We start from the raw sequence: 17631 nt of genomic DNA, 5'->3' as shown, positions 1-17631 counted from the left end.
GATTACCTGGATTTTCCCTCATGACGACATCTGCTGCCTCTTTTTCCCAAGATGAACTCAAAGCCCTGGTCGGGCAAGCCGCCCTGGCCTATGTGGTGCCCGGCGAAATCGTCGGCGTTGGCACCGGCTCCACGGTCAACAAGTTCATCGATGCACTGGCCACCATCAAGGACCAGATCCCGGGCGCCGTGTCCAGCTCCGTGGCCAGCACCGAGCGCCTGAAGGCGCTGGGCATCAACGTGCTGGATGCCAACGAAGTCGCCAGCCTTTCGGTCTACATCGACGGAGCCGACGAGATCGACGGCCGCGGCTACATGGTCAAGGGTGGCGGCGCCGCGCTGACGCGCGAGAAGATCGTCGCTGCGCTGGCCGAGCGCTTTGTCTGCATTGCCGATGCCTCCAAGCGCGTCGAGGTACTCGGAGACTTTCCGCTGCCTGTGGAGGTGATTCCCATGGCGGCTGCACAGATTGCGAACCACTTCAAGGCCATGGGTGGCCGTGCCGAGATCCGCATGAAGGACGGCGCGCCCCTGGTGACGGACAACGGCCAGCACATTCTTGATGTGCGTGGCCTGAAGATCGCCGAGCCCCTGGCCTTCGAGTCCGAGGTCAACCAGTGGCCCGGCGTGGTGACCGTGGGAGTGTTTGCGCACCAGAAGGCATCGGTCTGCCTGCTGGGCACGCCCGAGGGCGTGCAGACGCTCAACTATTGAGCGAAGGCCCTCCGGCCTCGGCTAGCCGAGGCTCTCGAACGCCACGGCGCTTGCGATCCACGCGAGCAGGGCCAATGCACCCAGGCACAGCGCGCGCAACGAGGCTTGCGCGCGCTGTTTTTTGTGGCGCTGCATGAGCAGGGCGATGGCCGCCAGCCCCGTGTAGGCGGCAAGGAACGCAGCCGTCGCCATGTAGTAGGCCAGACGGTTGAGGCCATTGCCCAGGCCTCCGTCATGCATGAACCACAGCGTGATCAGGCAAGGCACCAGCACCAGGCTGGCCAGCCTGAAAGGCTCGCGCCATGAAGGCCTGGCAACCAGGGTCCACGCGATGAGCGCGGGCAGGCCGACAAGCGTGGCAAGCCTTGCCATGGTCCAGACCACATCGGACAGCATGGAATCCACTGGCGGGCTCCTGATTGCGGCAGGCGCTTGCCTAGAAGCTCAGGCCTGCGGGGTTGTCGTTGGTGCGTGCACCAGGCGCTGGGGCGGGCATGGGGGTGCGCCGGCTGCCCGGCGCCTCGGCAGCGGCGGGTGCTGCTGCGGGCGCCGATGCCGCCGCCGATGCAGCGGGCGCAGGCGTGGTCAATGGCTGTGCCGATGGCCGCTTGTACTGGGCCGGCAGTTGCGAGGTCGCAGGATAGCCTGCGGCATCCAGGTACTGAGTCCATTCGCTGGACGAGAAGCCGCTCAGGAACTGCTTGCCAACGGTGGCGAACGGCAGGCTGTTCTGGCCGCTGAGCTTTTGCAGGGCAGCGGCGTCCGCCTCGGTCTGCACCAGGCGTTCGGCATAGGGAATGCCTCTGGATTGCAGCAACTGGCGCGCGCTGTCGCAGGGCGCGCAGTCGGACGAGGTGTACAGCGTCACCGGAAAGCGGCCTGCGATCTGGCGCAGCGCATAGGGCAGGTTGGCATTGCTGTCAGTGGTGCCCGCGACTGACGGGGCGGCAGGGGCGGCAGGCGCTGCCTGCTGCTGGGCGCTTTGGGCCGGGCGGTCCGAGAAGGTGACTTTTCCATCGGGCCCGACGATACGGTAGACCTGTTGTGCGCTGGCCGGCAGCGCGGCAGCGAGGCAGACGAGGGCGAGGCATGGCATCAGGTGGCGCAGGGCGCCGCGGCCAAGGCTGGGAGAAGACTGCATGGACGATCTCGGTTTCGGAAGAAGGGTTTCGTGCCGGGGGCCACCACTCGTCGGATGGATGCCCGCACAGGAGTGCCTGCAAGCATAGCGTGCCATTCATCCTGGGCCATCTTCTGGAGCCACAGGATGTGGCCGCGCGCATCCGATGGGGTGGCCGGGCCAGGAAAAAGCGCCCCGTCGGGGCGCTGCAGACCTGGGACCGGGCTCTCAGGCCTGGGCCATGCCCTGGTGGCGCAACAGCGCATCCAGCTGGGGTTCGCGGCCACGGAAGGCCTTGAACGACTCCATGGCCGGGCGTGCCCCCCCGGCCTCCAGAATCGCCTCACGGTAGCGGCGGCCTGTCTCGGGGTTGGGGGTTCCATCGGCCAGCATGGTTTCCTCGAAGGCCGCATAGGCATCTGCCGAGAGGACTTCAGCCCACTTGTAGCTGTAGTAGCCGGCTGCATAGCCGCCTGCAAAGATGTGGCTGAAGGTGTGGGCCGAGCGGCTGTAAGGAGTCGACGGCAGCACGGCCACCTCGGCGCGCACGCGGGCCAGCAGCGGCATGATGTCTGCCTTCGGATCGTGCTCGGTATGCAGCAGCATGTCGAACAGCGAGAACTCGATCTGGCGCAGCGTCTGCATGCCCGACTGGAAGTTCTTGGCCGCGATCATCTTGTCGTACAGGGCGCGCGGCAGCGGCTCGCCGCTGTCCACGTGGGCGGTCATGTGCTTGAGCACTTCCCATTCCCAGCAGAAGTTCTCCATGAACTGGCTTGGCAGTTCCACGGCATCCCATTCCACGCCCGCGATGCCCGAGACGTCGCGCTCGTTGACCTGGGTCAGCATGTGGTGCAGGCCGTGGCCGGTTTCATGGAACAGCGTGATCACGTCATCGTGCGTGAGCAGGGCCGGCTTGCCGTCAACGCCGGTGGCAAAGTTGCAGACCAGGTGCGCGACCGGCGTCTGCAGCCTGTGGTTGTCAGGGCGCAGCCAGCGGGTACGCACATCGTCCATCCAGGCGCCGCCACGCTTGCCCGATCGCGCCGGCTGGTCCAGGTAGAACTGGCCGACCAGCTCGGGGCCTTGCGGCGTGCTGCGCTCGATGCGGTAGAACTCGACGGCGGGATTCCAGACCGGCGCCGCGTCGCGGCGGATGGCCACGTCGAACAGCGTCTCGACGATCTTGAACAGGCCGGCCAGCACCTTGGGCGCAGGGAAGTACTGCTTGACCTCCTGCTCGCTGAAGGCATAGCGTGCCTCCTTGAGCTTTTCGGAGACATAGGCCCAGTCCCAGGGCTGGGGATCGGCCAGGCCCAGCTCATCGCGTGCGAAGGCGCGCAGGTCGGCGACATCCTTCTCGGCATAGGGGCGGGCCCGGTGCGCGAGATCGCGCAGAAAGTCGATCACCTGCTGTGGCGAATGCGCCATCTTGGGAACCAGCGAAATCTCGCCGAAATTGCGGTAACCCAGCAACTGCGCCTCTTCCTTGCGCAGGGCCAGGATCTCCGAGATGTTGGCCGTGTTGTCGAAGCGGATGGCATCGCCCTCGGCCTGGTCGGAGGCGCGTGTCACATAGGCGCGGTAGAGCTTCTCGCGCAGCGCACTGCTGGCCGCGAACTGCATCACGGGCAGATAGCAGGGCATCTTCAGCGTGAGCTTGAAGCCTTGCTTGCCTTCGGCCTCGGCGGCGGAGCGGGCTGCCTGGCGCACATCCTGCGGCACGCCGTCCAGCTCCTCGGCCGTGGCGTAGTAGGCGAATGCATCGGTGGCGTCGAGCGCGTTCTCGCTGAACTTCTGCGTCAGTTCGGCCGAGCGTTCCTGGATCTTGGCAAAGCGCAGCTTGTCCTCGCCCCGCAGCTCGGCGCCGGAGAGCACGAAGTTGCGCATGGCATGGTCCCAGGCCGCACGCTGCTCGACATTGAGCGTGGCGGGGTCAATGGCCTTGTACTTGGCGTACAGGCGTTCGTCGGCACCCAGGCGCGTCCAGAATTCGGTGACCTTGGGCAGGGACTCGTTGTAGGCAGCGCGCAGCTCGGGCGTATCGGCCACGCTGTTGAGGTGGCTGACGGCGCCCCAGGCCGTTCCCAGCTTCTCGGTGGCGACATCGAGCACGGCCGAGATCGAATCCCAGCGCGCCGGAAAGTCGGGCGCCGTGACGGTCTCCAGGGCCTCTTCGGCCCCGGTCAGCAGGATATCGATGGCCGGGCCGACATCGGCAGGGCGTATGCGATCGAACAGGGGCAGGTCGGAGGATTCGAGGAGAGGATTGCTCATGCGTGTCAGATGCCGTCGGGTGCATTGAAATCAAGCGGCTCCCCGGGGAGCCGCCCGATGCTTGTCAGCTCCTGGTCAGCCGGCGGCGCGCTCGGCCGCCTCCATGGTGTTGACCAGCAGCATGGTAATCGTCATGGGGCCGACACCGCCGGGTACGGGCGTGATGAAGCCGGCCACTTCCTTGACGCCGTCAAAGTCCACGTCGCCGCAGAGCTTGCCTTCGTCGTTGCGATTCATGCCCACGTCGATGACCACGGCGCCAGGCTTGCACATGTCTGCAGTCAGCACATTGCGCTTGCCCACGGCGGCAACCACGATGTCGGCCTGGCGCGTCATGGCGGCGAGATCGGCCGTGCCGCTGTGGCAGATGGTCACGGTGGCATTGGCGGCCAGCAGCATCATGGCCATGGGCTTGCCGACGATGTTGGAGCGGCCGATGACCACGGCGTGCTTGCCGCGCAGGTCCTTCATGCCGATGGATTCCAGCATCTTCATGCAGCCGTAGGGGGTGCAGGCCTTGAAGCCGACCTCGCCCACCATCAGCGCGCCTGCACTGGCCACGTGAAAGCCATCCACGTCCTTGAGCGGCGAAATGGTCTCGATGACCTTGTGGTCGTCGATGTGTGCGGGCAGCGGCAGCTGGACCAGGATGCCGTGGATGCTGGGGTCGTTGTTCAGCGCCTCGACGCGGGCTAGCAGTTCGGCCTCGGTCATCGAGGCATCGTACTTCTCCAGCACCGAATGAAAGCCCGCGTCCTCGCAGGCCTTGACCTTGTTGCGCACATAGACCTGGGAGGCAGGGTTGTCGCCGACCAGGACCACGGCCAGGCCGGGCGTGGTGCCGCGGGCCTTCAGGGCGGTGGCGCGCTGGGCGACTTCGGCACGCAGTTGGCGGGAGAGGGCGTTGCCGTCGATGAGTTGGGCTGTCATTGCAGTGAATACCAATAAAAATGCTGCTAGGGCTTGTTGATCAAGCGCTAGCAGCTCTTTGAAAAAAAGCGGTGGTGTCTGGGTTTATCCGGCGACGGCTGCCTTGGCCGCTGCAGCGGTCTGGCCCTGGCCAAGGGCGATCTTGAGCAGATCGGCCACGGTGTTGGCGTTGAGCTTTTCCATGATGTTGGCGCGGTGCGCCTCCACCGTCTTGATGCTGATGCCAAGATCGTCGGCGATCTGCTTGTTCAGCCGGCCGGCGACGATGCGCTCCAGCACCTGGGCTTCACGGCTGGTCAGCTTGGCCAGCAGCGCATCGCGGCTGGCGGCCTGCTGGTGGCCGGCAAAGGCTTCGCGGGCATGGTCCAGCATGCGCTCGACCAGGTTCAGCAGTTCCTCTTCGTTGAACGGCTTCTGGATGAAGTCCAGTGCGCCCTTCTTCATGGTGTTCACCGCCATGGGCACGTCGCCGTGGCCGGTGATGAAGACGATGGGCAGGGGGGACTTGCGTTCGATCAGGCGGTCCTGCAGTTCCAGGCCCGTCATGCCGCCCATGCGGATGTCGACAATGAGGCAGGCGATCTCGCGTGGGTCGTAGCGCGAGAGGAAGGTCTCGGCCGAGTCGAAGCAGCGCACACGATAGTCCTTGCCCTCCAACAACCATTGCAACGAATCACGAACCGCTTCGTCGTCATCAACTACGTACACAGTGCCTTTTTTCGGGATCAAGCTCATGCAATCGTCCTTGTTGTGGGTTCAATGGTCGCTGCCGGCGTTGTCGCGTCGCCCGGCGGGGCCAGCGGCAGCCAGAATGAAAACCGGCAGCCGACAACCTCGGAACCATTGTAGAGGTTCTCGGCACGCATCCGGCCCTGGTGGGACTCGACAATGCTGCGGCACAGATTCAGCCCCATGCCCATGCCTTCGCTCTTGGTAGTGAAGAAGGCCTCGAAGAGGCGTTCCAGCACCTCCGGCGGCAGGCCCTTGCCGGTGTCCTGCACGTTGAATTCGATGACGCGCTGGTCCTCGATGGTGCGCGGCACCACGCGCAGCTCCACATTGCGCTGGTGGCTGGGGCGGCCCGACTGCTCGATGGATTCGGCGCCGTTCTTCATGAGGTTGACCAGCACCTGCTCGATGAGGATGGTGTCGGCCATGATGGCCGGCATGCGCTCGGCCACGTGGTAGGTCAGCTGCACATTGCGGCGGCGCAGCTCGATCCCGGCCAGTTCCACGGCCTCGCTGACCATGTCGGTGACCTGGGCCAGTGTGCGGTTGGGCTCGCTGCGCTTGACGAAGGAGCGTATGCGCAAAATGATCTGTCCCGCGCGCTGCGCCTGGTGGGCGGTTTTCTCCAGCGCGAATTTCATCTGCTCTTCGGTCAGCGTGCCCTTTTCAAGCCGGGTGAGCATGCCGCTGCAGTAGTTGCTGATGGCGGTCAGCGGCTGGTTGAGCTCATGGGCGACGCTGGAGGCCATCTCGCCCATGGTGATCAGGCGGCTGACGGACTGGGCGTGCTCGGCCTGGCGATCGGCCTGCTCCTCGGCCAGGCGGCGCGGCGTGATGTCGGTGGCGATCACCATCTGGGCCAGGCGGCCGTCCACCCAACTCAGGTAACGCGATCGCACTTCCAGCCACTTGCCCAGTTCCGGCAGGTAGATCTCGGCGTTTTCGCTGCGTGCGCTGGTCAGCGAGTCGGTGGGCAGGCCCATGAGGCCGTCCTCGTCGTCCATGCCTTGCGGCTGCGAGCGCACGGGCAGCACGCCGGCCTGGGCGACGAGCTGCAGGTGGCCATCGGTCTGCGAGCCGAACCACTGCCGGTACAGCTTGTTGGCGAACAGCAGCTCGGCGCTGCCCAGCGGGGCGACGGACACCGAGGCGTCCAGCGCCTCCAGCACGATGGTGAAGCGCTCGTAGGAGGCGGACAGTTGCTCGCGGATGCGGTTGGGCTCGGTGATGTCGGTCATGGACGACATCCAGCCCGTGTGCTGGCCATGGGCGTCGATCAGCGGCGAGACATACAGGCGCGCATCGAACTGCGTGCCGTTCTTGCGCTGCACGCGCACCTGAAAGCCCCCGACGATGGTCTTGCCCGAAAGCTCTTCGCGCAGCTTGGAGTGCAGGTTGTCGTAGTCGTTGTCGGGCCAGTAGGAGTAGGGCGGCATCTGGCCGACCAGCTCTGATTCGCTCCAGCCCGTCATCTGGCAGAAGGCGGCATTCACATAGGTGATGCGGCCTTGCAGGTCCAGCGCGCGCATGCCGGTGAGCACGGAGTTTTCCATGGCGCGGCGGAAGTTGGTCTCTGCGACCAGGGCCTCCTGGGCGCGCTGGCGGCGGCGCGTGTGGCGCCAGGTGGCCAGCAGCAGCCATGCCGTCATCGCACTGAGCGTGCCCACCAGCCAGAACAGGCCGCTGCCGACCACGCCCAGCGAGGTGCGATAGGCCTGGGCACGCAGCACCAGGCTGTTGCCCACGGGGGCGACGGGTGCCTCGTCCTCGTTGGCAACGGTGCGCCAGCGCAGCAGTTCGGTGGCGGTCTGCTTGCGCGGTGTCAGCGGCGTGCCTGCCAGCACCTGGCCCCGGCTGTCGAGCATGGTCATGGCGTAGCGGGCCATGATTTCGGTGGGTGTTCCATAGCGCAGCAGGCTGTCGATGGAGTATTCGCCCAGCAGCTCGCCGATGTAGCGGCCGTCCTGTGCCAGCGGCACATGCAGTTGCAGCAGCGGCGCGGCTTCCCCCTTGTGGGCCAGTCCCTGCACGTAGATGGGTTGCTGCATCTCGCGCGCGAGCTGGTAGGCCTCCAGCGCGTCTCCGGCGCGCAGCACTTCACGCGGGATGCGCAGCTGCTCGCTGCTGACGGTGGGGGCGGACTGGCTGGCCAGGATGCGCCGCTGTGCATCGATCCAGGTGATGGACTGCAGTTCCGGGTACTGGCTGATGAGTGCTTCGGCGCGGCTGGCGAAGTCGGATTCGCCCAGGTCGTGGTTGCCTATGTCGCGCGCCATGCGCATCAGTTGCTCCTGGCGCTCCAGCAGGCGCAGGCGCACGCGTTGCTGGGCATATTCCACGTCGCGGTGCAGCGCTTCCTTCTCGCGGTCTATCTCCTCCATGCGCAGGTACCAGAAGGAGGCCACGATGGCCGCCATGAACATCAGTACGGCCGCGAGGGGGGCGAGCGCCGCGAAGCGGTCCTGGCGCGTGGGGGAAAGACTGCGCCACCAGCTGCGCCACCAGCGCACTGGCGCGGCCACGCCTGCCATGGGGGCAGGGCTGTGCGTGCCGTGCTCGGAAGGGGAGGATTGCATGCGCCCAGTGTAGGGGAGAGTCTGACTGTTTTTAAGGAGTATTGGAGTCGCCGCCGAGGCGCTTCGGCGACGTTCTTTGGGGTCTTCACTGTATGTGCGTTTGCAGCAAAATTTCAAATTATGAAATCAAAAAGCACCATTTGAAATTCGAAAAAAGTATGCGACACTCGCCGAGCATTGAGGCAGTGAATCGGTATTTTCAAGTTCGCCAGACAGGGTCTGTGCCGCGCAAGGCGTGGTGAACTACCCGCCTGCGTTGGCGCGCTGCGCCGCTCACTGGTTCGACCCCAAGACGCTACCTTCTGCAAGGAGACATTCCCATGACAGCTCAGACTGACCCGCAAGGCAATGCAGGCGTTCCCGCCGGCCTGGACCAACAAGAATCGCGCGAATGGATGGACGCCCTGTCGGCCGTCATCGACCGTGAAGGCGCCGAATACGCGCACAAGCTGATCGAGGACCTGCTCGAACACGCACGCCAGAACAGCGTGGACATGCCTTTCTCGGCCAACACCGGCTATGTGAACACCATCGAGACCTCGCAGGAAGCCCGCTGTCCCGGCAACCTGGAAATCGAAGGCCGTCTGCGCGCCTACATGCGCTGGAATGCCATGGCCATGGTGGTCAAGGCCAACCGCCTGCACCCGCCCGAAGGCGGTGACCTGGGTGGCCACATCGGCTCCTTCGCTTCGCTGGCCAACATGTTCGCGGCCGGCTTCAACCATTTCTGGCACGCCGAAAACGAGAACCACGGCGGCGACTGCCTGTATATCCAGGGCCACGTCTCGCCCGGCATCTATGCCCGCGCCTACCTGGAAGGCCGCATCTCCGAGGAGCAGCTGCTGAACTTCCGCCAGGAAGTGGACGGCAAGGGCCTGTCCAGCTACCCGCACCCCAAGCTGATGCCCGAGTTCTGGCAGTTCCCCACGGTGTCCATGGGCCTGGGCCCGCTGATGGCCATCTACCAGGCGCGCTTCCTCAAGTACCTGCATGCCCGTGGCATCGCCGACACCGAAAGCCGCAAGGTCTGGGTGTTCTGCGGCGACGGCGAAATGGACGAGGTCGAGTCGCTGGGCGCGATCTCGCTGGCCGCGCGCGAAAAGCTGGACAACCTGATCTTCGTGATCAACTGCAACCTGCAGCGCCTGGACGGCCCGGTGCGCGGCAACGGCAAGATCATCCAGGAACTCGAAGGCGAGTTCCGCGGCTCCGGCTGGAACGTCATCAAGCTGCTGTGGGGCAAGGGCTGGGACGAGCTGCTGGCCAAGGACAAGGACGGCGTGCTCAAGAAGATCATGGCCGAGTGCAACGACGGCGACTACCAGTCGTTCAAGGCCAATGACGGCGCCTACGTGCGCAAGAACTTCTTCGGCCGCGATCCGCGCGCGCTGAAGATGGTCGAGCACATGAGCGACGACGAGATCTGGAACCTGCGCCGCGGCGGCCACGATTCGCAGAAGGTCTACGCTGCCTTCCATGCTGCCAATTCGCACAAGGGCCAGCCCACCGTGCTGCTGGTCAAGACCGTCAAGGGCTTCGGCATGGGCAAGATCGGTGAAGGCAAGAACACCGTTCACCAGACCAAGAAGCTGGGCGACGAGGACATCAAGGCCTTCCGCGACCGTTTCAACATTCCCATTCCCGACAGCCAGATCGCCGACCTGCCTTTCTACAAGCCGGCCGACGACACCCCGGAAATGCGCTACCTGCACGAGCGCCGCAAGGCCCTGGGCGGCTACCTGCCGCACCGCCGCGTGAAGGCCAGCGAGCAATTCACGGCGCCTGCGCTTGATACCTTCAAGGCCATCCTCGAACCCACGCCCGAAGGCCGTGAGATCTCGACCACCCAGGCCTATGTGCGCTTCCTCACGCAGCTGCTGCGCGACAAGGAAATCGGCCCGCGCGTCGTGCCCATCCTGGTGGACGAGGCCCGTACCTTCGGCATGGAAGGCCTGTTCCGCCAGATCGGCATCTACAACCCCGCTGGACAGCAGTACACCCCGGTCGACAAGGACCAGGTGATGTACTACCGCGAGGACAAGGCCGGCCAGATCCTGCAGGAAGGCATCAACGAAGCCGGCGGCATGAGCAGCTGGATCGCGGCAGCCACGAGCTACAGCACGAGCAACCGGATCATGATCCCGTTCTACGTGTACTACTCGATGTTCGGCTTCCAGCGCATCGGTGACCTGGCCTGGGCGGCCGGCGACATGCAGGCGCGCGGTTTCCTGCTGGGCGGCACTTCGGGCCGCACCACGCTGAACGGCGAAGGCCTGCAGCACGAAGACGGCCACAGCCACATCCTGGCCAACACCATTCCCAACTGCGTGAGCTACGACCCGACCTTCGCCCACGAAGTCGCCGTGATCATGCAGGACGGCCTGCGCCGCATGGTGCAGAACCAGGAAAACGTCTTCTACTACATCACGCTGCTCAACGAGAACTACGCCATGCCCGGCCTCACGCCCGGCACCGAGCAGCAGATCATCAAGGGCATGTACCTGTGCAAGCCCGGCCAGAAGGTGCCTGAAAGCGGCCTGCGCGTGCAACTGCTGGGTTCGGGCACCATCCTGCGCGAATCCTTCTTCGCCCAGGAACTGCTGCTGGCCGACTGGGGCATTGCCGCCGACGTGTGGAGCTGCCCGAGCTTCAACGAGCTCACCCGCGACGGTCAGGAGGCCGACCGCTGGAACCTGCTGCATCCGCTGGACACCCAGAAGGTGCCCTTCGTCACGCAGCAGCTGCAGTCGCACAATGGCCCGGTGATCGCATCCACCGACTACATGAAGGCCTACGCCGAGCAGATCCGCCCCTACATGCCCAAGGGCCGCACCTACAAGGTGCTGGGCACCGACGGCTTCGGCCGCTCGGACTTCCGCCGCAAGCTGCGCGAGCACTTCGAAGTGGATCGCCACTACATCGTGGTTGCCGCACTGCGCGCGCTGGCCGAAGAAGGCAAGATCAACGCCACCACCGTGGCCGAGGCGATCGCCAAGTACGGCATCAAGGCCGACAAGATCAACCCGCTGCACGCTTGAGTAAGAACGGGAGACACATATGGCATTGGTAGAAATTCAAGTCCCCGATATCGGTGATTTCGACGAAGTTGCTGTGATCGAAGTGCTGGTCAAGGCCGGCGATCAGATCAAGGCCGAGCAATCGCTGATCACGGTGGAGTCCGACAAGGCCTCCATGGAGATCCCCTCCAGCCACGCTGGCGTGCTCAAGGAGCTGCGCGTCAACATGGGCGACAAGGTCAAGCAGGGCAGCATCATTGCCGTGGTCGAGTCGGCGGAAGCCGCTGCCCCGGCACCTGCAGCCGCCGCACCGGCCCCCGCCGCTGCAGCCCCGGCCCCGGTGGCTGCGCCTGCACCGGCCGCTGCTCCTGCTGCCGCGCCTGCGGCCTCGGGCGCCGCCACGCAGATCGACATCAAGATTCCCGACATTGGCGACTTCAAGGACGTGGCCGTGATCGAGATGCTGGTCAAGGTCGGCGACACCGTGACGGCCGAGCAATCGCTGTTCACCGTCGAATCCGACAAGGCCTCGATGGAAATCCCGTCGCCAGCGGCCGGCACCATCACGGCGCTGACGCTCAAGATCGGTGACACGGTCAACGTGGGCGACGTGGTCGGCCAGATGAGCGTGCAGGGCGCTGCCGCGCCTGCAGCCCAGGCTGCGGCCCCGGCACCTGCTGCTGCAGCCCCTGCACCGGCAACTGCTGCCCCGGCCGCTGCAGCTCCGGTGGCTGCCGCTGCAGCATCGGCTCCCGCCGCTGCGCCTGCGCACAACCCCACCGTGGCACCCACGGGCAAGCTGCCCCATGCATCGCCCTCGGTACGCAAGTTCGCCCGCGAGCTGGGTGTGCCGCTGGACGAGGTCAAGGGCTCGGGCAACAAGGGCCGCATCACGGCCGACGACATCCAGGCTTTCACCAAGTCCGTCATGGCGGGTACCGTGCAGACCAAGGCCCAGGCCGCGACCGCTCCCAAGGGTGGCTCCGGCGGCGGCGCAGGTCTGGACCTGCTGCCCTGGCCCAAGGTCGACTTCGCCAAGTTCGGCCCGGTCGAGCGCAAGGACCTGTCGCGCATCAAGAAGATCAGCGGCGCCAACCTGTCGCGCAACTGGGTCATGATCCCGCACGTCACCAACAATGACGAGGCCGACATCACCGACCTGGAAGCCTTCCGTGTCTCCACCAACAAGGAGAACGAGAAGAGCGGCGTCAAGGTGACCATGCTGGCCTTCGTGATCAAGGCGGTGGTTGCGGCCCTCAAGAAGTTCCCCGAGTTCAATGCCTCGCTGGACGGCGACACCCTGGTCTACAAGCAGTACTTCCACGTCGGCTTTGCGGCCGACACGCCCAACGGCCTGGTGGTCCCCGTGCTGCGCGATGCCGACAAGAAGGGCATCCTGCAGATCAGCCAGGAAATGGGCGAACTGGCCAAGAAGGCCCGCGACGGCAAGCTCGGCGCTGCCGACATGCAGGGCGGCTGCTTCTCGATCTCGTCGCTGGGCGGCATCGGTGGCACGAACTTCACTCCCATCATCAACGCTCCTGAAGTGGCCATCCTCGGCCTGTCCAAGGGCCAGATGAAGCCGGTGTGGGATGGCAAGCAATTCGTGCCGCGCCTGACGCTGCCGCTGTCGCTGTCCTATGACCACCGTGTCATCGACGGTGCCTCGGCCGCGCGCTTCAATGCCTTCCTGGGCCAAGTGCTGGCGGACTACCGCCGCATCCTGCTGTAAACGGAGGCCCGACACATGGCAATCATCGACATCAAGGTGCCCGACATCGGCGACTTCGCCGAAGTGGGCGTGATCGAACTGCTGGTCCAGCCCGGTGACACCGTGGCCAAGGACCAGTCCCTGATCACCGTGGAGTCCGACAAGGCCTCCATGGAGATCCCCTCCAGCCATGCCGGCGTGGTCAAGGAACTCAAGGTCAAGATCGGCGACAAGATCGCCGAAGGCGGCCTGATCCTGACGCTGGAGGCCGCTGGCGAAGCGGCCGCCGCACCCCAGGCGGCCGCACCGGCCCCTGCAGCGGCGGCTCCAGCGCCTGCCGCTGCAGCGCCCGCAGCATCGGCTCCCGCTCCGATCGCAGCCAGCTACGCCGGTGGCGCGGCCGACTACGACTGCGACGTGGTCGTGCTCGGCGGCGGTCCTGGCGGCTACTCGGCAGCCTTCCGTGCGGCCGATCTGGGCCTGAATGTGGTCCTCGTCGAGCGCTACAAGAGCCTGGGCGGCGTCTGCCTGAACGTGGGCTGCATCCCGTCCAAGGCGCTGCTGCACGTGGCCGCCGTGGTGGACGAGGTCAAGCACCTGGAGGTGGCCGGCGTCAAGTTCGGCGCGCCCGAGGTCAACATCGACCAGCTGCGCGGACACAAGGACAAGGTCATCGGCAAGCTGACCGGCGGCCTGGGCCAGATGGCCAAGATGCGCAAGGTCACCGTGGTGCGCGGCTACGGCAACTTCGTCGGTGCCAACCACCTTGAGGTGGAAGAGACCACGGGCGACGGCCAGGAAAAGACCGGCAGCAAGAAGATCGTGCAGTTCAAGCGCGCCATCATTGCCGCCGGCAGCCAGGCCGTGCACCTGCCCTTCATGCCCAAGGACCCGCGCGTGGTGGACTCCACCGGCGCGCTGGACCTGGCCAGCGTGCCCAAGCGCATGCTGATCCTGGGCGGCGGCATCATCGGCCTGGAAATGGGCACCGTCTACTCCACGCTGGGCGCACGCCTGGACGTGGTGGAGATGATGGACGGCCTCATGCAGGGCGCCGACCGCGACCTGGTCAAGGTCTGGCAGAAGATGAACGCGCCGCGCTTCGACAACATCATGGTCAACACCAAGACCGTGGGTGCCGAAGCCACGCCCGAAGGCATCAAGGTCAGCTTTGCGCCTGCCAAGGACGGCATCACCGTGCCCGAGCCCCAGGTCTACGACCTGGTGCTGCAGGCCGTGGGCCGCACGCCCAACGGCAAGAAGATCGCTGCCGAGAAGGCCGGCGTGGCCGTCACGGACCGCGGCTTCATCGAAGTCGATATCCAGATGCGCACCAATGTGCCCCACATCTTCGCCATCGGCGACGTGGTGGGCCAGCCCATGCTGGCGCACAAGGCTGTGCACGAGGCCCATGTGGCCGCCGAAGTCATCGCCGGTGAACTGCAGGGCAACAAGGAGCTGGCTGCCAGCGCCTTCAACGCCCGCGTGATCCCCAGCGTGGCCTACACCGACCCGGAAGTGGCGTGGGTGGGCCTGACCGAGGACCAGGCCAAGGCCCAGGGCATCAAGGTCAAGAAGGGTGTCTTCCCCTGGACGGCTTCGGGCCGCGCCATTGCCAATGGCCGCGACGAAGGCGTCACCAAGCTGCTGTTCGATGACAGCCCCGAGGCGCACGGCCATGGCCGCATCCTGGGTGGCGGCATCGTCGGCACGCATGCGGGCGACATGATCGGCGAGATTGCGCTGGCCATCGAAATGGGTGCCGACGCTGTGGACATCGGCAAGACCATCCACCCCCACCCCACGCTGGGCGAAAGCCTGGGCATGGCGGCCGAGGTGGCGCACGGCTCCTGCACGGACCTGCCGCCGCAGCGCAAGTAAGCGCAAGGCCGGGCGTTCAGGCCAGGCAAGAAAAGAAAGGCAGCTTCGGCTGCCTTTCTGCTTTGGGATACGCAGACAAGGACACAGGCATCAGCCCAGACACCGGTCCAGACACAGGCACGGCAAAGAGGGCAGACCTGTTCAGGCCTGGGCGCGCAGCCACTGCAGCAATTGGTCGTGCACGCCATCTGGCGTGGGCGGAGCGGGGGACAGCAGGCAGTAGCGCGAACCGTCCTCGACAAAGCCCATGGGCGCTGCCAGCACGCCGTTGGCGATGTCGTCGCGCACCAGTTGCCAGGGTCCGATGGCCAGTCCCATGCCTGCCACGGCGGCCTGCAGGCTGAAATAGAAATGGTCGAACTGCAGCTGGGATCCCGACGGCGGCGGCTGGCCGCTGTGCTCTGCCCAGGTGGACCAGGCCCCCGGGCGGGTGCGGCTTTGCAGCAAGGGCGCCTCCGGGCGCAGCCCGGTGGCATGCCCCTCGTCGGAGCGCGTGCACCACTGCGCCAGCCGCTCGGGTCGGCAGACCGGGCCTATGCGCTCGGCAAACAGGGTCTCCGCATGGCAGCCCGCTGGCGGAGAGAAGTCATCGCGTCGTATGGCCAGATCGATGCCGTCCGCGAAAGAGAAAGGCCCGCCGCCCGCCATCAGGTGCAGCTGCAACTCCGGGTGCTGTTCCTGGAACTGCGGCCAGCGCGGGATCAGCCAGCGCATGAGCAAGGTGGGCTCGCAGGACAGCACCCAGCGGCGCGCCTGCTGCGCGCGCGAGCGCAACTCCTGCGTGGCCTGGCGCATGCGCTCCAGGCCTTCGTGCACGGCCTGGGCCAGGTGGCGGCCTGCCTCGGTCAGGAAGACGCGGCGGCTGCGGCGGTCAAACAGGGTCACGCCCAGATCGTCCTCCAGCAGGCGCACGGCCCGGCTGATGGCGCCATGGGTAAGGTGCAACTCTTCTGCCGCCTTGCTGAAGTTCTCCCGCCGGGCGGCCGCTTCGAAGCAGCGCAAGGCCTGCAGCGACGGCAGCCGCTTGCTCGGGGTTTGTGAGTTGAGTTCACCAACTGTGTCAGAAAACATCGTTATGCATTTTCATGGAAGGCCAATACTATCCGGCGCGTTGCATTGAATCGAATGGATAACCGATGACCGAATGGATAGCTGTAGTCACCATTACCTTGCTGGCCGTCATCAGCCCAGGGGCGGATTTCGCCATGGTCACACGCAACAGCCTGCTGCGCTCGCGCCGCGCGGGCCTGCTGACGGCGCTGGGCATTGGCCTGGGGGTGCTGGTCCATGTCGGCTATACCTTGCTCGGGGTCGGACTGCTCATGCAGCAGTCCACCTGGTTGTTCGACGTGGTCAAGCTGCTGGGTGCAGCCTATCTGATCTATCTGGGCGTGACCATGCTGCGCAGCCGCCAGGAGGACGATTTGCCCAGCCAGCCCGTGGCCGCGCTCTCCGACATGGCGGCGCTGCGCACGGGCTTTCTGACGAATGCGCTCAATCCCAAGACCACGGTGTTCGTGGTCAGCCTGTTCCTGCAGATCGTGGGACAGGACACGCCGCTGGCCACGCAGCTGGCATATGGCGGATTCATCTCGCTGGCCCATGTGGCGTGGTTCTGCATCGTGGCGCTGTGCTTTTCGGCCCAGCGGGTGCGTGCGCGGCTGCTGGCCGTGCGGCATTGGATAGACAGGGCCTTTGGCGGCATGTTGGTGGGGTTTGGTTTGCTGCTGGCAACGGCCAAGCTGCGGCTGTGATGTGGTGATGGTCTGACAGAAATTGGTGGGGGAGGACGGGCAGGCAGGCGGCTGCTGCCCGGCATGCGAGGCCTGCGGGGTGCCATCTGGTACCTCGCAGGCCTGGCTGTTTCTGGCGAGTGTCATGTTCGCTCGGCAAGCGGGCCGGCGTCCCAGTGGCTTGCGGTTCGACCTGGCACGGCAGGTGTTCATGGTGGGGGCGTGCCATCGTCTCCATGGTGAACGCCGACGCCAAGGCCTGCTCCCATGCCCAGGCCGCCCATGCCTGCGGCGCCCATTCCTGCGCCACCACCGCCGCCGCCACCGCCACCGCCACCGCCCTTGCTTGAAGCGCCGGATTCCGCGCCACCTTTGCGCGCCCCGCCCGTCGTGCCGCCCGGACGCGTGGGGCCCTGGTTGGGAACGCGCAGGCTGTCGGGGATCGGCTCCAGATCCAGCGCTTCGCGGATGAAGGCGCGCAGCGAAGCGACGAGTGCCGCAGTCTCGACAGGCTGGCCTGCCACCATGTCCTGGGCCGCCTGGGCGGCCATGCGCACCTGGTCTTGCGTTCCGAGCAAGATGACATCGGACAGCGCGGCTTCGACCGCATCGCGAATGCGCCGTTGGCGCTCGCTGCCAAAAGCCGGTGGTGCATCGGCATCGGCATCGTCGGCGGCGGGCCTGCGCAGATCGCGCAGGTGCAGGGGATTCACATGCAGCGTGCCCGTGAAAGAGCCGCCCAGCGTCTTGTAGGCGGCGATAAGCGACTTCAGGCGTTCATTGATCTGGCGGTTTTCACGCTCGCGCCGCTTTTGCACGGTCTGCATGAACAGCAGGCGAATGCCCATCATCAGGCAGGTGACCAGCAGCAGGCCCAACACCGTGGACAGCAGCGAAGACCAGGAGCTGAAATCTAGTGATGAGCGCATGCGCAAGGCCTCGGG

Annotated in this window: 13 protein-coding genes; 5 read left to right on the top strand and 8 right to left on the bottom strand. The window is 65.6% G+C overall.

Annotated features, from left to right (window positions below; genetic code table 11):
• The first annotated feature begins 20 nt into the window (after nt 1-20).
• Complete coding sequence (gene rpiA, locus DACI_RS19985) at nt 21-713, top strand: ribose-5-phosphate isomerase RpiA (protein WP_012205812.1); 693 nt, start codon at nt 21-23, stop codon at nt 711-713.
• A 21-nt stretch (nt 714-734) separates the two neighbouring features.
• Here rpiA and DACI_RS19980 read toward each other — a convergent pair whose 3' ends face one another.
• The 6 genes from DACI_RS19980 to DACI_RS19955 form a co-directional block, all read right to left on the bottom strand.
• Entirely contained in the window at nt 735-1109 is a 375-nt protein-coding gene (locus tag DACI_RS19980) for a hypothetical protein (protein WP_225971106.1), read from the bottom strand.
• A gap of 40 nt (nt 1110-1149) precedes the next feature.
• Nucleotides 1150-1854: a glutaredoxin family protein gene (locus DACI_RS19975; protein WP_043782062.1), complete on the bottom strand. Its 705-nt coding sequence runs from the start codon at nt 1852-1854 to the stop codon at nt 1150-1152.
• A 207-nt stretch (nt 1855-2061) separates the two neighbouring features.
• Entirely contained in the window at nt 2062-4110 is a 2049-nt protein-coding gene (locus tag DACI_RS19970) for a M3 family metallopeptidase (RefSeq protein WP_012205809.1), read from the bottom strand.
• Between the two features lie 75 nt (nt 4111-4185).
• The gene (folD, locus tag DACI_RS19965; protein ID WP_012205808.1) at nt 4186-5040 is read right to left on the bottom strand and encodes a bifunctional methylenetetrahydrofolate dehydrogenase/methenyltetrahydrofolate cyclohydrolase FolD; all 855 of its coding nucleotides are present in this window, start codon (nt 5038-5040) and stop codon (nt 4186-4188) included.
• An 84-nt stretch (nt 5041-5124) separates the two neighbouring features.
• Nucleotides 5125-5775 (bottom strand): response regulator transcription factor, encoded by a 651-nt coding sequence (locus tag DACI_RS19960; RefSeq protein ID WP_012205807.1) that lies wholly within the window; start codon nt 5773-5775, stop codon nt 5125-5127.
• The gene (locus DACI_RS19955) at nt 5772-8345 is read right to left on the bottom strand and encodes a PAS domain-containing sensor histidine kinase (RefSeq protein ID WP_012205806.1); all 2574 of its coding nucleotides are present in this window, start codon (nt 8343-8345) and stop codon (nt 5772-5774) included. The genes DACI_RS19960 and DACI_RS19955 overlap by 4 nt, the downstream gene beginning before the upstream one ends.
• A gap of 320 nt (nt 8346-8665) precedes the next feature.
• On the opposite strand from DACI_RS19955, the gene aceE reads away from it, so the two are divergent.
• From aceE to lpdA, 3 genes are read left to right on the top strand one after another with little or no spacing between them, the layout of a single operon-like run.
• Nucleotides 8666-11383, top strand: a complete 2718-nt coding sequence (gene aceE, locus DACI_RS19950) for a pyruvate dehydrogenase (acetyl-transferring), homodimeric type (protein ID WP_012205805.1) — start codon at nt 8666-8668, stop codon at nt 11381-11383.
• 19 nt (nt 11384-11402) lie between these two features.
• Entirely contained in the window at nt 11403-13094 is a 1692-nt protein-coding gene (gene aceF, locus DACI_RS19945; protein ID WP_012205804.1) for a dihydrolipoyllysine-residue acetyltransferase, read from the top strand.
• Nucleotides 13095-13109: 15 nt separating this feature from the next.
• On the top strand, nt 13110-14954 hold the full coding sequence (lpdA, locus tag DACI_RS19940) for a dihydrolipoyl dehydrogenase (protein ID WP_012205803.1): 1845 nt from the start codon (nt 13110-13112) through the stop codon (nt 14952-14954).
• Between the two features lie 141 nt (nt 14955-15095).
• Here the strand turns inward: lpdA and DACI_RS19935 are convergent, their stop codons facing one another.
• Nucleotides 15096-16025 carry a LysR family transcriptional regulator gene (locus DACI_RS19935; RefSeq protein WP_012205802.1) on the bottom strand — a complete coding sequence of 310 codons (930 nt, stop codon included), beginning with the start codon at nt 16023-16025 and terminating at the stop codon, nt 15096-15098.
• A 65-nt stretch (nt 16026-16090) separates the two neighbouring features.
• Here DACI_RS19935 and DACI_RS19930 point away from each other — a divergent pair, with 65 nt between their 5' ends.
• Nucleotides 16091-16708: a LysE family translocator gene (locus DACI_RS19930; RefSeq protein WP_012205801.1), complete on the top strand. Its 618-nt coding sequence runs from the start codon at nt 16091-16093 to the stop codon at nt 16706-16708.
• Nucleotides 16709-16896: 188 nt separating this feature from the next.
• Here DACI_RS19930 and DACI_RS19925 read toward each other — a convergent pair whose 3' ends face one another.
• Nucleotides 16897-17616 (bottom strand): hypothetical protein, encoded by a 720-nt coding sequence (locus DACI_RS19925; protein WP_012205800.1) that lies wholly within the window; start codon nt 17614-17616, stop codon nt 16897-16899.
• Between the last annotated feature and the right edge of the window lie 15 nt (nt 17617-17631).

The organism is Delftia acidovorans SPH-1 (assembly GCF_000018665.1).
GTDB classification, from domain to species: domain Bacteria; phylum Pseudomonadota; class Gammaproteobacteria; order Burkholderiales; family Burkholderiaceae_C; genus Comamonas; species Comamonas acidovorans.
This window is presented reverse-complemented; position numbering and strand designations above follow the sequence as displayed.

Coding starts and splice junctions, on each gene's coding strand:
- rpiA (WP_012205812.1), top strand. CDS start 21: ATGACGACATCTGCTGCCTCTTTTTCCCAAGATGAACTCAAAGCCCTG.
- DACI_RS19980 (WP_225971106.1), bottom strand. CDS start 1,109: ATGCTGTCCGATGTGGTCTGGACCATGGCAAGGCTTGCCACGCTTGTC.
- DACI_RS19975 (WP_043782062.1), bottom strand. CDS start 1,854: ATGCAGTCTTCTCCCAGCCTTGGCCGCGGCGCCCTGCGCCACCTGATG.
- DACI_RS19970 (WP_012205809.1), bottom strand. CDS start 4,110: ATGAGCAATCCTCTCCTCGAATCCTCCGACCTGCCCCTGTTCGATCGC.
- folD (WP_012205808.1), bottom strand. CDS start 5,040: ATGACAGCCCAACTCATCGACGGCAACGCCCTCTCCCGCCAACTGCGT.
- DACI_RS19960 (WP_012205807.1), bottom strand. CDS start 5,775: ATGAGCTTGATCCCGAAAAAAGGCACTGTGTACGTAGTTGATGACGAC.
- DACI_RS19955 (WP_012205806.1), bottom strand. CDS start 8,345: ATGCAATCCTCCCCTTCCGAGCACGGCACGCACAGCCCTGCCCCCATG.
- aceE (WP_012205805.1), top strand. CDS start 8,666: ATGACAGCTCAGACTGACCCGCAAGGCAATGCAGGCGTTCCCGCCGGC.
- aceF (WP_012205804.1), top strand. CDS start 11,403: ATGGCATTGGTAGAAATTCAAGTCCCCGATATCGGTGATTTCGACGAA.
- lpdA (WP_012205803.1), top strand. CDS start 13,110: ATGGCAATCATCGACATCAAGGTGCCCGACATCGGCGACTTCGCCGAA.
- DACI_RS19935 (WP_012205802.1), bottom strand. CDS start 16,025: ATGTTTTCTGACACAGTTGGTGAACTCAACTCACAAACCCCGAGCAAG.
- DACI_RS19930 (WP_012205801.1), top strand. CDS start 16,091: ATGACCGAATGGATAGCTGTAGTCACCATTACCTTGCTGGCCGTCATC.
- DACI_RS19925 (WP_012205800.1), bottom strand. CDS start 17,616: ATGCGCTCATCACTAGATTTCAGCTCCTGGTCTTCGCTGCTGTCCACG.